Origin of the sequence: Bacillus sp. FSL L8-0152, assembly GCF_038006365.1 — a bacterium.
Taxonomy (GTDB): Bacteria; Bacillota; Bacilli; order Bacillales; family Bacillaceae_G; genus Bacillus_A; species Bacillus_A cereus.
Genome location: NZ_JBBOVB010000001.1, coordinates 285,001 through 300,000, shown reverse-complemented (window position 1 = coordinate 300,000; position 15,000 = coordinate 285,001). Strand labels below are relative to the sequence as shown.

The window sequence follows — 15,000 nt, the reverse complement described above, 5'->3', positions numbered from 1 at the left end:
GATTTCGACACATATAAATACAGCAAAGAATATCCATACTAATTTTAGTTTATTATCTTTGCTAAATAAAAAAGATACCTCATATATAAGGTATCTTTTTTACATGTCAATTATATAAATCATACTGTTTAACAGTCTCTATTCTTCACCTTATTACCTTTTAATAGATTACATAACTTTTGCTTATCCGCCCATCCTACTCCGATTAAAACTAAACTTGCTCCCATTATTACTCTCCATGTCAGAGATTCATTTAATAGAATAATTGAAGTAACAATACTTATTAATGGTAATGCATTTAAATATAATCCGCTTACTGATGCTGAAACTCTCTCTAGCGCTTTATTCCACAACCAATACGCTAAAATTGTTGCTCCAATAACAAGGTATATTACACTAAGTCCCGTTTTCCAAGTTTCAATCTTCGGTAAACCGTAATAAAGAATTTCTACCAGTGCAAATGGTAATAGAATAACAGCTCCGATAATTAAAGTTAATGTTGTAAAAACCTCGTTTGATAAATACTGTTCTTGTTTTGGTCGTTTTAGCAAAACCGTGTAGAAAGCAAATAGAAAAGTACTTAATAATATCAGTATATCTCCTATTAAAGACACTTCTTGATCAGCACTTTTAGATGGAATCGTAATAAAGAGTACTCCTATAGCACCCAATATAATTCCTATCCAATAATTCAATCGAATTTTCTCTTTCAAGAAGATTGCTGAAAAAAGAATTGTAACTAATGGTAATGCAGCATCTATGATACTAACATGTAATCCACTTGTTAAAGAAATACCGTACGATGTGAACATAAAATACCCAGCTACACCGGTAAAAGCTAACAAACTCATTCTTTTCCATGGAACTTTTTTATGTACAACTGATTTTTGTAGTTGCTTAAATGAAAATAGCATACAAATTCCACCTGCAAAGAAAAGACGAATAAACAACAAAGTAAACGGCTGAATAGATTCTAACGCCCATTTTGTTGGCGCAATAGCTGTCCCCCATAATATAACAGCCACTAATAACATGCATATTTCTTTCATAATCCCCCACACCCATCAAAAATATATGTTAACTACCTTAATTATAGATTTTTTCTTATGTAAAATCCTTTAAAAACACAAAAGGTTATGCAAAAAGAGCTAGATTGCTACTTTTCGCATAACCTTTTTATATAAGATCACAAACATTCTTTTATATCTCGACTATACCCTTATAAAAGGTAATTCTTACCTTTATATTTTAAGTAATAAAAATAAACACAAAAAAACCTAAGTCGAAACGACTTAGGTTTTTGCTTGGCGACGTCCTACTCTCACAGGGACAAGGTCCCAACTACCATCGGCGCTAGAGAGCTTAACTTCCGTGTTCGGTATGGGAACGGGTGTGACCTCTCTGCCATCATCACCAAACTATGAAGGCATATTCCTTCAAAACTAGATAACATTGCTACATATTATATGGTTAAGTCCTCGATCTATTAGTATTCGTCAGCTCCACATGTCACCATGCTTCCACCTCGAACCTATCAACCTGATCATCTTTCAGGGATCTTACTAGCTTACGCTATGGGAAATCTCATCTTGAGGGGGGCTTCATGCTTAGATGCTTTCAGCACTTATCCCTTCCGCACATAGCTACCCAGCTATGCCCTTGGCAGAACAACTGGTACACCAGCGGTGCGTCCATCCCGGTCCTCTCGTACTAAGGACAGCTCCTCTCAAATTTCCTACGCCCACGACGGATAGGGACCGAACTGTCTCACGACGTTCTGAACCCAGCTCGCGTACCGCTTTAATGGGCGAACAGCCCAACCCTTGGGACCGACTACAGCCCCAGGATGCGATGAGCCGACATCGAGGTGCCAAACCTCCCCGTCGATGTGGACTCTTGGGGGAGATAAGCCTGTTATCCCCGGGGTAGCTTTTATCCGTTGAGCGATGGCCCTTCCATGCGGAACCACCGGATCACTAAGCCCGACTTTCGTCCCTGCTCGACTTGTAGGTCTCGCAGTCAAGCTCCCTTATGCCTTTGCACTCTACGAATGATTTCCAACCATTCTGAGGGAACCTTTGGGCGCCTCCGTTACACTTTAGGAGGCGACCGCCCCAGTCAAACTGCCCACCTGACACTGTCTCCCGGGTCGATAAGACCCGTAGGTTAGAATTTCAATACAGTCAGGGCGGTATCCCACCAGCGCCTCCACCGAAGCTAGCGCTCCGGTTTCAATGGCTCCCGCCTATCCTGTACAAACTGTACCAAAATTCAATATCAGGCTACAGTAAAGCTCCACGGGGTCTTTCCGTCCTGTCGCGGGTAACCTGCATCTTCACAGGTACTATAATTTCACCGAGTCTCTGGTTGAGACAGTGCCCAAATCGTTACACCTTTCGTGCGGGTCGGAACTTACCCGACAAGGAATTTCGCTACCTTAGGACCGTTATAGTTACGGCCGCCGTTTACTGGGGCTTCAGTTCAGAGCTTCGCTTACGCTAACCCCTCTCCTTAACCTTCCAGCACCGGGCAGGTGTCACCCCCTATACTTCGCCTTACGGCTTCGCAGAGAGCTGTGTTTTTGCTAAACAGTCGCTTGGGCCTATTCACTGCGGCTTTCCGTTAAGAAAGCACCCCTTCTCCCGAAGTTACGGGGTCATTTTGCCGAGTTCCTTAACCAGAGTTCTCTCGCACACCTTAGGATTCTCTCCTCGCCTACCTGTGTCGGTTTGCGGTACAGGCACCTTTTATCTCGCTAGAAGCTTTTCTTGGCAGCGGGGAATCAAAGACTTCGCTCCATAAGGAGCTTCCCCATCACAGCTCAGCCTTCACGATAAGCGGATTTGCCTACTTATCAGCCTAACTGCTTGGACGTGCACAACCAATCGCACGCTTCTTCTATCCTTCTGCGTCCCTCCATTGCTCAAACGATAAAGAGGTGGTACAGGAATATCAACCTGTTGTCCATCGCCTACGCCTGTCGGCCTCGGCTTAGGTCCTGACTAACCCTGAGCGGACGAGCCTTCCTCAGGAAACCTTAGGCATTCGGTGGACGGGATTCTCACCCGTCTTTCGCTACTCATACCGGCATTCTCACTTCTAAGCGCTCCACCAGTCCTTCCGGTCTGACTTCACTGCACTTAGAACGCTCCCCTACCACTGATACCATTGGTATCAATTCGCAGCTTCGGTGGTGTATTTAGCCCCGGTACATTTTCGGCGCAGAGTCACTCGACTAGTGAGCTATTACGCACTCTTTAAATGGTGGCTGCTTCTAAGCCAACATCCTAGTTGTCTAAGCAACTCCACATCCTTTTCCACTTAATACACACTTTGGGACCTTAGCTGGCGATCTGGGCTGTTTCCCTCTTGACTACGGATCTTATCACTCGCAGTCTGACTCCTAAGGATAAGTCATTGGCATTCGGAGTTTGACTGAATTCGGTAATCCGATGAGGACCCCTAGTTCAATCAGTGCTCTACCTCCAAGACTCTTACACTTAAGGCTAGCCCTAAAGCTATTTCGGGGAGAACCAGCTATCTCCAGGTTCGATTGGAATTTCTCCGCTACCCACACCTCATCCCCGCACTTTTCAACGTGCGTGGGTTCGGGCCTCCATTCAGTGTTACCTGAACTTCACCCTGGACATGGGTAGATCACCTGGTTTCGGGTCTACGACCACGTACTAAACGCCCTATTCAGACTCGCTTTCGCTGCGGCTCCGCCTCTTCAGCTTAACCTTGCACGGGATCGTAACTCGCCGGTTCATTCTACAAAAGGCACGCCATCACCCATTAACGGGCTCTGACTATTTGTAGGCACACGGTTTCAGGATCTCTTTCACTCCCCTTCCGGGGTGCTTTTCACCTTTCCCTCACGGTACTGGTTCACTATCGATCACTAGGGAGTATTTAGCCTTGGGAGATGGTCCTCCCAGATTCCGACGGAATTTCACGTGTTCCGCCGTACTCAGGATACATTCAAGAGAGAACGAAGTTTCGACTACGGGGTTGTTACCCTCTACGACGGACCTTTCCAGGTCGCTTCGTCTACCTCGTTCCTTTGTAACTCCGTATAGAATGTCCTACAACCCCAAGAGGCAAGCCTCTTGGTTTGGGCTATGTTCCGTTTCGCTCGCCGCTACTCAGGAAATCGCATTTGCTTTCTCTTCCTCCAGGTACTTAGATGTTTCAGTTCCCTGGGTCTGTCTTCCATACCCTATGTATTCAGGTAAGGATACCATACCATTACGTATAGTGGGTTTCCCCATTCGGAAATCTTCGGATCAAAGCTTACTTACAGCTCCCCGAAGCATATCGGCGTTAGTCCCGTCCTTCATCGACTCCTAGTGTCAAGGCATCCACCGTGCGCCCTTTCTAACTTAACCAAACTAAAAATTAAAAAATATGAGCTACACTGTTATCTAGTTTTCAAAGAACATACATTTATATATGAGAGATAGTTCTCTCAAAACTGAACAAAACGAAACACGGAAACTTATATTGATGAACAGCGTTCATCAATTCTCCATAGAAAGGAGGTGATCCAGCCGCACCTTCCGATACGGCTACCTTGTTACGACTTCACCCCAATCATCTGTCCCACCTTAGGCGGCTGGCTCCAAAAAGGTTACCCCACCGACTTCGGGTGTTACAAACTCTCGTGGTGTGACGGGCGGTGTGTACAAGGCCCGGGAACGTATTCACCGCGGCATGCTGATCCGCGATTACTAGCGATTCCAGCTTCATGTAGGCGAGTTGCAGCCTACAATCCGAACTGAGAACGGTTTTATGAGATTAGCTCCACCTCGCGGTCTTGCAGCTCTTTGTACCGTCCATTGTAGCACGTGTGTAGCCCAGGTCATAAGGGGCATGATGATTTGACGTCATCCCCACCTTCCTCCGGTTTGTCACCGGCAGTCACCTTAGAGTGCCCAACTTAATGATGGCAACTAAGATCAAGGGTTGCGCTCGTTGCGGGACTTAACCCAACATCTCACGACACGAGCTGACGACAACCATGCACCACCTGTCACTCTGCTCCCGAAGGAGAAGCCCTATCTCTAGGGTTTTCAGAGGATGTCAAGACCTGGTAAGGTTCTTCGCGTTGCTTCGAATTAAACCACATGCTCCACCGCTTGTGCGGGCCCCCGTCAATTCCTTTGAGTTTCAGCCTTGCGGCCGTACTCCCCAGGCGGAGTGCTTAATGCGTTAACTTCAGCACTAAAGGGCGGAAACCCTCTAACACTTAGCACTCATCGTTTACGGCGTGGACTACCAGGGTATCTAATCCTGTTTGCTCCCCACGCTTTCGCGCCTCAGTGTCAGTTACAGACCAGAAAGTCGCCTTCGCCACTGGTGTTCCTCCATATCTCTACGCATTTCACCGCTACACATGGAATTCCACTTTCCTCTTCTGCACTCAAGTCTCCCAGTTTCCAATGACCCTCCACGGTTGAGCCGTGGGCTTTCACATCAGACTTAAGAAACCACCTGCGCGCGCTTTACGCCCAATAATTCCGGATAACGCTTGCCACCTACGTATTACCGCGGCTGCTGGCACGTAGTTAGCCGTGGCTTTCTGGTTAGGTACCGTCAAGGTGCCAGCTTATTCAACTAGCACTTGTTCTTCCCTAACAACAGAGTTTTACGACCCGAAAGCCTTCATCACTCACGCGGCGTTGCTCCGTCAGACTTTCGTCCATTGCGGAAGATTCCCTACTGCTGCCTCCCGTAGGAGTCTGGGCCGTGTCTCAGTCCCAGTGTGGCCGATCACCCTCTCAGGTCGGCTACGCATCGTTGCCTTGGTGAGCCGTTACCTCACCAACTAGCTAATGCGACGCGGGTCCATCCATAAGTGACAGCCGAAGCCGCCTTTCAATTTCGAACCATGCGGTTCAAAATGTTATCCGGTATTAGCCCCGGTTTCCCGGAGTTATCCCAGTCTTATGGGCAGGTTACCCACGTGTTACTCACCCGTCCGCCGCTAACTTCTTGAGAGCAAGCTCTCAATCCATTCGCTCGACTTGCATGTATTAGGCACGCCGCCAGCGTTCATCCTGAGCCAGGATCAAACTCTCCAATAAAGTTAGTTTGTCTAGCATCTAAAAATAAAAATTGACGTTTCACGTTGTTTGTTTCGTTCAGTTTTCAAAGAACTACTTGGTCGCTCATTTGCGACTTCCTTATGTTAACATTTCTATTTTGTAATGTCAACTAAGTTTTTCATTTCGTTTGTCGCTTTCAATGTTAATGTCATCGGCGACTTTTCCTATATTACACCCCTGTAGATCAATCGTCAATACTTTTTATCTTTTTTATTTTATAAATTATAAAAGCTTTGCTCTCTTAATTTCTAACACATCCTTAGAACTTCTTAAACATATGTATTCAAACTAACAATCTGCAGACTACACCCTCTAACTTAATACTAATACTTTTCTAAAGAATGAATGTGAGACCAAGTAAATATATATTAAGGATAATATTTTTTCTTTTAGTACGTCCCCCTTCTGCTCATCTCTAGGGGATTATATATAAAACATTTCTCTTCTTTACCTTTAATCAACAAAAAGGAAAAGAAATCTAATAAACTTAGGAGGCGTTATGAAATGCATGTTAATAAAAAGATAATTTATGTATCCCATGATGCCCATTTCCACGGAGCACAGCTACTTTCTTTACATACTATTAAGGCTCTTAAAGAAAACTTTGATTACTCTGTTGCAATTATTTCTATTGGATCCGGTATTTTAATTCCCGATTTCCAAAAGCACGGTCCTGTTTATTGTCTCGAGCAAGATTATCAAACAAAAGAAAAGGTCGAATTATTAATAAAAGATTTATTATCACAGGATTTTACCCTCGCCATATGTAGCACTGTCATAAGTGGCGATATCGTCGCATTACTAGCTAGACACAATATAAAAGTTGTTTCATTAATACATGAATTACCGCATTTAATACAACAGTACTCTGCTGAAGGGAAAGCTAAAAACATCGCTGAATTTGCTTACAAAGTTGTTTTCCCTTCACAATACGTACATGAAAAATTTCGTACAATCACTGAATTGGATCCTCAAAAATGTCACATTCTCCCTCAAGGTTTGTTTAACCACAATCCTTATAAGAACAATATTGCAAAAGCTAGAAATGAGTTACGTAAGAAGCTTAACCTGCCTCTAGATAGCAAAATCATCTTGGGTGTAGGCTTCGCAGATTATCGAAAAGGAATAGATCTATTCTCACTTATCTCTTACTCAGTAAGAAAGACTCACAAGGATATTCATTTTATTTGGGTAGGGAGAACAGACGTTCAATTCCTGAATACACTGCCCCCTAAATATAAAGCACATTTCACAGTAGTCGATCCTACTCCCGATATCGGATTATATAACGCCGGAGCTGACTTATACTTATTAACTTCAAGGGAAGATCCTTTTCCAAATGTTGTTTTAGAAGCATTAGATGCAAAACTTCCTGTTATAGGGTTTAAAAATGCTGGAGGTTTTGAGGATGTTGTTACAGAAAAAACTGGTGCCTTAGTAGACTTTTTAAATTTACCCAAAATGCTAGAAAAAATATATGAATTTATTCATGATGAGGGATTACGATTACAAAAGGGAAGCTTTGGCCAAGAACTTATCGAAAAAAACTTCAATTTTCTTACTTACATTTATCAATTACTAGATCTTCTCGAACATAATTACAAAAAGATAAGCGTAATCATACCAAACTATAATTATGAAAAATACTTACCTGATCGAATCGAATCAATATTAAACCAAACCTACCCTCTTTACGAACTAATTTTCTTAGACGATGCCTCCACTGATCATAGCGTATCAACATTTAAAGAACTGCTCTCAAAAGAAAATAAGATCCATCTGAAGGTTCAACAGGTTATTAATGATACAAACTCTGGTTCTGTATTTAAACAATGGATAAAAGGCGTCACTGCAGCAACTGGTGATTATATTTGGATTGCAGAGGCCGATGACTTATGCGATAAGACATTTTTACAAGAGGTGATGCAGGGGTTTTATATAAATAACAATATTGCCTTAAGCTACACACAATCAAAACAAATAGACGAACAAGGAAATGTATTGGCTAATCATTATTTAAATTACACAAATGATATCGATGAAGAAAAATGGAAAGCCCCCTATTTTCGAAAAGGCGTCGATGAAATACAAGATACTTTACTTATCAAAAACACTATACCTAATGTCTCGAGTGTAGTTTTTAAAAATATAGATATGAAGAAAACAGAAAAACAGCTAGAAAAGTTCAAAATAGCTGGTGACTGGTTCTTCTATGTTTCTCTTCTTACAGAGGGAGATATTTACTTCAATCCAGCCCCCCTAAACTATCATAGACGACATTTAAATAGCGTAACAAGAACAGAAGATTCATATTCCCATTACAATGAAGTTGTGCAAATGCAAAATTTCATTAAAGAAAGCTTTACTATCGATGACATTTCTAAAATGAAAATGTATACATATAGAAAGTATCTTAAAGCATATTTAAAGATTTAAACGTATGCTTTCTCTACCATCAATATCTCTTGTAAGGCGATATTATTATTTAAGGGGGAATACTCTTTGAAAGACTTTATAGAGGAACATAAAGATTTAATTTCTCAAATCGCACACAGCTACAATGTAAATGCAAGTATCCATCCTGAGGATCATATCTTTCAGTTCATTGTCACTAATCCCGTTTTCCCATCAAAAAAAGAAGCGATAGATTACTATTTTAAAGACGGGCAAAACTCAGCACAAATACTCTTAGACTTAATCACTTCCCTTTATCCTCCTACAGGCAATCCAATCAAATTGTTAGAGTTTGCATCTGGATACGGCTGCGTAACACGTCATTTATTAAATCTACAAGCGAATTTGAGTATAACCGCTTGCGATATACACGAAGAGGCCATTTCCTTTATTGAAAACAAATTAAATAATCCTTCTATATTATCTCATCCTGAGCCCGAACAGTTAAAATTAGACTCCTCTACGTACGATATTGTTTTTTGTCTATCCTTTTTTTCTCATATGCCTGATACAACTTGGTTTCGTTGGCTTCAAACATTGTATAACGCTGTTTCACCTGGTGGTTTATTCATTTTCACAACCCATGGCTATCAAAGTAAAAAATATTTCGGGTTTCCAAATTTAAACGAACAGGGCTATTGGTTTCTCTCTTCTAGTGAACAAGTCGATTTAGATGTTAATCAGTACGGACAAACGATAGTTAGCCCCTCTTACGTATGTGACAAAATTAAATTATTGCCCTATAACCCAATCATCAAAAAGTATACTGAAGGATTTTGGTGGGAACATCAAGACCTTTGGGTAATAGAAAAAGAAGTAAAATAATAAACCACGCTCTGCTTAAATACAAGTAGAGTGTGGTTTATTATTTTTTACTATATAAGAACTCTTCAATCCATAGCTTATTTAATCTAATCCCATTTTTAAAATCTATTTTAGGTTCCCAATTCAATTCTTGTTTTATCTTATCAATATTTAAAATGATTCTTTGGACGTTCTCTTGTTTTTGTTTATAACAGATAAAATCCACTTTTCTTTCTGTTATTTTCTCTAGTTCCACAATAATTCGTTTTAAAGAAAGACCTTTGCCACTCCCTATGTTATATACGCAAGATTTCAATTGATTTAATTGTGCTAGTTGTATAGTAATTTCAACTAAATCATCGATATAAATATAATCTCTAATAACCTCCTCTGGATTCCCATATATATTAATCCTTTCATTACTGAGATGCTGATACAAAAAACAATTTATCGCCCCAACTTTTTTTAAGGGGTTTTGATATTTTCCATACGGATTAGAATATCTACATACAACATAATCTATTCCATATTTTCTCTTATAAAAATACAAATAATTCTCGAGCGAAACTTTTGTTATTCCATACGGGGAAAGTGGTCTTAATGGATGTTTCTCATCAATAGGCAAATATTCAGGTTCACCATAAACTGTGCCTCCCGAAGAAGCTAATATAATTTTTTTAATACGAAAATCTTTAACACTTTCCATGAAATTAAGAAAAAATAAACTGCTATTAATATCGCCGAAAACATCTTCAATTGAAGTTGCTACGTTAGACGTCGCAGCTAAATAAATAATAATATCTATATTCACTAAAGCCTTATATATATCCTCAACATTTTCTAAATCACCTTTAATAAATTCAACTTCACTTATAATATTTTGAGGAAAATTATTTATATGTCTGGAAAATACTTTTACATTTTGCCCCTGTTTCAATAAACCCAATGCGAGGTTGATACCAATGAAACTATTTCCACCTACTATTAAATAATTATTCTTCCTCATAATATCATCTCTCTAGTAATAAATTTTTCTCATCGTCAAACCTAAAAATATAAACAAATAAACTGGATCATTTCGATTATTCATCTTCTTATCATTGTATGTTTGTTATAAATTTTCATTATCTTTATTTTCTATTTTCATTTCGGAATAACTTCCTTATTCAGATTGACTGCAAAAACACTCATAATATTTACTCATCCCCATGAATATATTTAATAAACAATCCTCACTTGTTTAACCCATAAAAAAACTTCTACATACACAAGGTTCTCAAAAAAAGGAGTGCGAAACTCATGAAAAATATAAATCAAGAGCTTTTAAATCATGTAATTCTACATAAAGACCGAATTCCGCATTACCATAAAGACTTTCCCCTTATACTATTTTGGAGTCACAGAAGCGGATGCACCGCATTAGCTAATTGGTTCTTTTTTCAAATTGGATTATTTACTGAAGCAAAGAAATACAATGACTTTATTCATTACTATGAGTTCTGGGTGTATAAGAACAATATAAATTACATACCAGAGTTACAGAATGGTCTTCTAGAAGGTAAAAAGGATGTTTGTAAACTTGTGCGAAATCCCTATACAAGGGCTGTCAGCTCATTTCTATTACTTGCTGACAATCCATACGCTAGCCCCCAATGGGAAAGTATCCGTCATTATTTTTATAATGATAAATATAGTAATCAAGGAATATCATTTAAACAATTTTTATATTACGTTCAGGCATTTGGTTCCAATTCCCTAGCAATAGATATACATTTTAGCCAACAATACGTCCCCGGTGAAGAAAACTTCATCCAATGTTATATTCCTTTAGAAGATTTTAATGCACAAATCACCAAACTAGAACACACGTACGATTTGATAAAATCTAATTTAGCACTTCTTACAAATTCAGATCATCATCGCGCCCACAAGATGATTTATGCAGGGAGCTATGCAGAACTTAGCATTACAGATGAAGCCTTCCCACGATTTCCAACATACGAAAGCTTTTATGATAAAGAAACTATGGATTTAGTTACAGAAATATATGCACAGGACTTTGAAATGTACCCGTACACGAGAGGGATACTTTAAGTCTATACATTTTTCTATGAATAAAAGCTAATGCATCGCATAGCATAAAGTGAAACTTTAATTCGAGTCGGGTTCTCTTCAACTGATTATTCCCTTTTCCTAATCGCTATTTTAAGAGATACCTAACTTTCACCTATTCCCTTTGATTTCGCCGATTGTTGACGTGTATCATACTTTCCATAAATAGATTGCATGTAACATAGGAGTGATGTCGTGTGGAAATCAATTTGAAACAGAATAATGGGTACTGCGTTATTTGCGAAAAGAAAGCTACATTTATAGAGCATAATGATTGGCTTAGAGATCATTATTTATGTTCTACATGTAACTCTATCCCAAGGCAGCGAGCTTTAATCCATACTTTACACACATTTTTTCCAAAATGGGATTCCTATAGTATCCACGAATCCTCTCCTGGAGGAATTACAACTCAGCTACTATTAAAAAACTGTAAAAACTATACATATTCTCAGTACTTTAAAAACTATCCTCTTGGCCAATACTTTCAAGGAATTAGATGTGAGAACTTAGAAGACATGACTTTTGAAAATGAATCTTTTGATTTATTCATTACTCAAGACGTTTTTGAGCATGTAATGACACCAAACAAAGCCTTTAAAGAAATAGAACGAGTATTAAAACCTGGCGGCGCTCATGTATTTACTGTCCCTTGGTATCATACACTCACAAAAACTGTGCAAAGAGCAAGATTGAATAAAGAGGTGATTGAATATATTGAAGAGCCCATTTATCACGGAAACCCTATTGATGAGAATGGGTCTTTAGTAACGTTCGATTGGGGGCAGGATATGATTGAATATATTTATACACACACAAATATGTATACCATTGTTTATTTACAAAAGGATAGATCACTCGGGTTAGATGCTGAATTTTTACATGTTTTTATTAGTAAAAAGCAAGAAAATAAGGTTTAATCACTATATAATTCGGAGGTTTGACAAATGCATAACTTTAAGTTAGGAAGTGATTTTGATAATCTTGTTAATTCACTATCTGATGTTGAACTTCTAAATTTATTTATACAAAGTTGTTCCCAAACAACGATAAATGGGGTTCCCGTACCTAGGTTTCCTCCTGAAGAAATTCAAAAACAATTTGTAGGCGCTTCCTATGAACATGCTCTTTATGAAGCATATTTGTTTTATAGCTATATAAAACAATACGCCCAGAATTTAGGTGTTCCCGTGAATAAAGAAAGTAAAGTTTTAGACTTCGGCTGCGGATGGGGAAGAATTATACGCTTCTTATTTAAAGATGCCTCTGATCAAAATTTACTTGGCATTGATGTGGATCCTGCGATGATCACACTTTGTAATGAAACACTAGGAAGAGGGATATATAAAACAGCAAGTCCACATCCCCCTGTAGAATTTATTAGTGACAATTCATTAGATATCATATTCGCTTATTCTGTATTCTCACATTTATCCGAAGAAACTGCTGAAAATTGGATAAAAGAATTTTCAAGAGTTCTTCGCCCTGGTGGAATTTTCATCGCAACAACACAAGCGCGCTATTTTCTTGATTTTTGTCAACAATTCCACGAACATCCTGAATTAATTCAAACAGGATGGCATAAAACTTTATCTCAAGCTTTTCCAGATATACATCGCGCTATCTCGGATTATGAAAACGGAAAATTTGTCCATAGCGCTACTGGTGCAGGGGATGTTAGAAATAGTAGTTTTTACGGAGAAACCGTTATACCTAGGACTTATATTGAAAATCATTATGAGAAATATTTAAAGCTACAAGACTTTTTTGATGATGTAAATCGATTACCACAAGCCCTCTTTGTCCTTCAAAAAATTTAATTCCTTTTATTCAACGTAATACACTTAATTTCATGACGAAAAGCACTTTCTATTTCAGCTATATATCAAATTACCTAATACTCTCTTATTAAGTAAGCTGTAAAAGCAAATTCAATACATACCATAAAAAAAACAGTAAACAGCTAACATATCTCTTGTTTTAAAATTACTCCACCAAATCAAGAATAACTTCCCAACAATTGAACTACGAAAAACATGAGGGGGATATACTTTGAAAATAATCGCTTTTTACTTACCACAATTCCATCAAATTAAAGAAAATGATCGATGGTGGGGGAAAGGATTTACTGAATGGACAAATACTAAAAGTGCACGACCTTTATTTTCAGGACATTATCAACCGAGGGAACCTTATCAAGATTTTTATTATGACTTAACTAGCCCCTCCGTAAGAAAGTGGCAAGCAGAAATCGCTAAAGCATACGGTATATATGGTTTTTGTTATTATCATTATTGGTTTAAGGGAAAAAGACTATTAGAAACCCCCTTCAATGAGGTACTAAAGATGAAGGAACCTGACTTCCCTTTTTGTCTTTCTTGGGCAAATGAACCATGGACAAAATCTTGGGATGGTCTCGATAAACATATATTAATGCCTCAAGATTACGGAGATATATCTGATTGGAAGGAACACTTTGATTATTTATTACAGGCTTTCCAAGATGAGAGATATATTTATATAGATGATAAACCTCTATTCATTATTTATCGTCCAGGACATATTCCTGATTGTGAAAAAATGCTTAATTACTGGAATACATTAGCGCGAGAAAATGGTTTAAAAGGCATATACTTTGCTGAAACATTAAACAGTTTTCCACTACCTAATATAAATGGATTCGATGCTAGCATTCAGTTTGAACCTTTCTATACAATTGCCCATGATAGCTCTTCAGACATAAATAAGATCATATATGATTCTGATATGCAATTGAATGTTTGGGACTACGATAAAGTATGGATGTATATATTACAACGATCGCTCCCAAAGAAAAAAACATTTCCTGGGGCTTTTGTTGATTGGGATAATACTGCACGACGTAAAAACGCAAATAGCAGCATCTTTGTAGGTTCTACCCCTGAAAAGTTCACCATATATTTAAGCAAGCAAATTCATCGTACTTACTCTTTTTATAACAGCGAGTTTTTATTTATTAACGCATGGAATGAGTGGGCGGAAGGAACTTACTTAGAGCCAGATAAAAAATATGGATTTTCTTATTTAGAAGGAGTTAAAAATGCAATTGATAGAGGTATGAAAGCATACAAAAAAGACGAGTCATTCTGACTCGTCTTAAAGTTGCTTGGCGACGTCCTACTCTCACAGGGACAAGGTCCCAACTACCATCGGCGCTAGAGAGCTTAACTTCCGTGTTCGGTATGGGAACGGGTGTGACCTCTCTGCCATCATCACCAAACTATGAAGGCATATTCCTTCAAAACTAGATAACATTGCTACATATTATATGGTTAAGTCCTCGATCTATTAGTATTCGTCAGCTCCACATGTCACCATGCTTCCACCTCGAACCTATCAACCTGATCATCTTTCAGGGATCTTACTAGCTTACGCTATGGGAAATCTCATCTTGAGGGGGGCTTCATGCTTAGATGCTTTCAGCACTTATCCCTTCCGCACATAGCTACCCAGCTATGCCCTTGGCAGAACAACTGGTACACCA

General features: G+C 38.9%; 9 protein-coding genes and 5 rRNA genes (2 of these 14 cut by a window edge). 7 read left to right on the top strand and 7 right to left on the bottom strand.

Annotation, left to right across the window (positions count from 1 at the left end):
- Window positions 1-42, top strand: partial view of a sulfotransferase family 2 domain-containing protein gene (locus MHH27_RS01655; RefSeq protein ID WP_000460203.1) — the end only. 750 nt of this gene lie to the left of the window's left edge; the window shows 42 of its 792 coding nt (coding positions 751-792); the start codon falls outside the window, past its left edge; the stop codon is at window positions 40-42.
- A gap of 86 nt (window positions 43-128) precedes the next feature.
- Here the strand turns inward: MHH27_RS01655 and MHH27_RS01650 are convergent, their stop codons facing one another.
- The 4 genes from MHH27_RS01650 to MHH27_RS01635 form a co-directional block, all read right to left on the bottom strand.
- Window positions 129-1,049: a DMT family transporter gene (locus MHH27_RS01650; RefSeq protein ID WP_000658283.1), complete on the bottom strand. Its 921-nt coding sequence runs from the start codon at window positions 1,047-1,049 to the stop codon at window positions 129-131.
- A 253-nt stretch (window positions 1,050-1,302) separates the two neighbouring features.
- Window positions 1,303-1,418: ribosomal RNA gene (gene rrf / locus MHH27_RS01645) — 5S ribosomal RNA — on the bottom strand.
- 48 nt (window positions 1,419-1,466) lie between these two features.
- Window positions 1,467-4,388: ribosomal RNA gene (locus tag MHH27_RS01640) — 23S ribosomal RNA — on the bottom strand.
- Window positions 4,389-4,534: 146 nt separating this feature from the next.
- Window positions 4,535-6,086 (bottom strand): 16S ribosomal RNA (locus tag MHH27_RS01635).
- The 16S, 23S and 5S rRNA genes sit together here, the layout of an rRNA operon.
- A gap of 525 nt (window positions 6,087-6,611) precedes the next feature.
- Here MHH27_RS01635 and MHH27_RS01630 point away from each other — a divergent pair.
- Both MHH27_RS01630 and MHH27_RS01625 read left to right on the top strand, forming a co-directional pair.
- Window positions 6,612-8,543: a glycosyltransferase gene (locus MHH27_RS01630; protein ID WP_098251543.1), complete on the top strand. Its 1,932-nt coding sequence runs from the start codon at window positions 6,612-6,614 to the stop codon at window positions 8,541-8,543.
- A 66-nt stretch (window positions 8,544-8,609) separates the two neighbouring features.
- Window positions 8,610-9,386 carry a class I SAM-dependent methyltransferase gene (locus MHH27_RS01625; protein ID WP_340941433.1) on the top strand — a complete coding sequence of 259 codons (777 nt, stop codon included), beginning with the start codon at window positions 8,610-8,612 and terminating at the stop codon, window positions 9,384-9,386.
- A gap of 40 nt (window positions 9,387-9,426) precedes the next feature.
- Here MHH27_RS01625 and MHH27_RS01620 read toward each other — a convergent pair whose 3' ends face one another.
- Window positions 9,427-10,371, bottom strand: coding sequence for an NAD-dependent epimerase/dehydratase family protein (locus MHH27_RS01620; protein ID WP_098236262.1), 945 nt, complete (start codon window positions 10,369-10,371; stop codon window positions 9,427-9,429).
- Between the two features lie 293 nt (window positions 10,372-10,664).
- On the opposite strand from MHH27_RS01620, the gene MHH27_RS01615 reads away from it, so the two are divergent.
- The 4 genes from MHH27_RS01615 to MHH27_RS01600 all read left to right on the top strand — a co-directional run bounded on the left by MHH27_RS01615 (window position 10,665) and on the right by MHH27_RS01600 (window position 14,606).
- Window positions 10,665-11,459, top strand: coding sequence for a sulfotransferase family 2 domain-containing protein (locus MHH27_RS01615; RefSeq protein WP_000790050.1), 795 nt, complete (start codon window positions 10,665-10,667; stop codon window positions 11,457-11,459).
- A gap of 215 nt (window positions 11,460-11,674) precedes the next feature.
- Window positions 11,675-12,397 carry a class I SAM-dependent methyltransferase gene (locus MHH27_RS01610; RefSeq protein ID WP_000405128.1) on the top strand — a complete coding sequence of 241 codons (723 nt, stop codon included), beginning with the start codon at window positions 11,675-11,677 and terminating at the stop codon, window positions 12,395-12,397.
- 27 nt (window positions 12,398-12,424) lie between these two features.
- On the top strand, window positions 12,425-13,297 hold the full coding sequence (locus MHH27_RS01605) for a class I SAM-dependent methyltransferase (RefSeq protein WP_000551407.1): 873 nt from the start codon (window positions 12,425-12,427) through the stop codon (window positions 13,295-13,297).
- Between the two features lie 232 nt (window positions 13,298-13,529).
- Entirely contained in the window at window positions 13,530-14,606 is a 1,077-nt protein-coding gene (locus tag MHH27_RS01600) for a glycosyltransferase WbsX family protein (protein ID WP_340941430.1), read from the top strand.
- A gap of 14 nt (window positions 14,607-14,620) precedes the next feature.
- Here the strand turns inward: MHH27_RS01600 and rrf (MHH27_RS01595) are convergent.
- Window positions 14,621-14,736 (bottom strand): 5S ribosomal RNA (gene rrf, locus MHH27_RS01595).
- Between the two features lie 48 nt (window positions 14,737-14,784).
- Window positions 14,785-15,000: ribosomal RNA gene (locus MHH27_RS01590) — 23S ribosomal RNA — on the bottom strand; it runs 2,706 nt beyond the window's last position.

Excerpts from the sequence above, each read along its gene's own strand:
- MHH27_RS01650 (WP_000658283.1), bottom strand. The coding sequence starts at position 1,049 with ATGAAAGAAATATGCATGTTATTAGTGGCTGTTATATTATGGGGGACA.
- MHH27_RS01630 (WP_098251543.1), top strand. The coding sequence starts at position 6,612 with ATGCATGTTAATAAAAAGATAATTTATGTATCCCATGATGCCCATTTC.
- MHH27_RS01620 (WP_098236262.1), bottom strand. The coding sequence starts at position 10,371 with ATGAGGAAGAATAATTATTTAATAGTAGGTGGAAATAGTTTCATTGGT.
- MHH27_RS01615 (WP_000790050.1), top strand. The coding sequence starts at position 10,665 with ATGAAAAATATAAATCAAGAGCTTTTAAATCATGTAATTCTACATAAA.
- MHH27_RS01605 (WP_000551407.1), top strand. The coding sequence starts at position 12,425 with ATGCATAACTTTAAGTTAGGAAGTGATTTTGATAATCTTGTTAATTCA.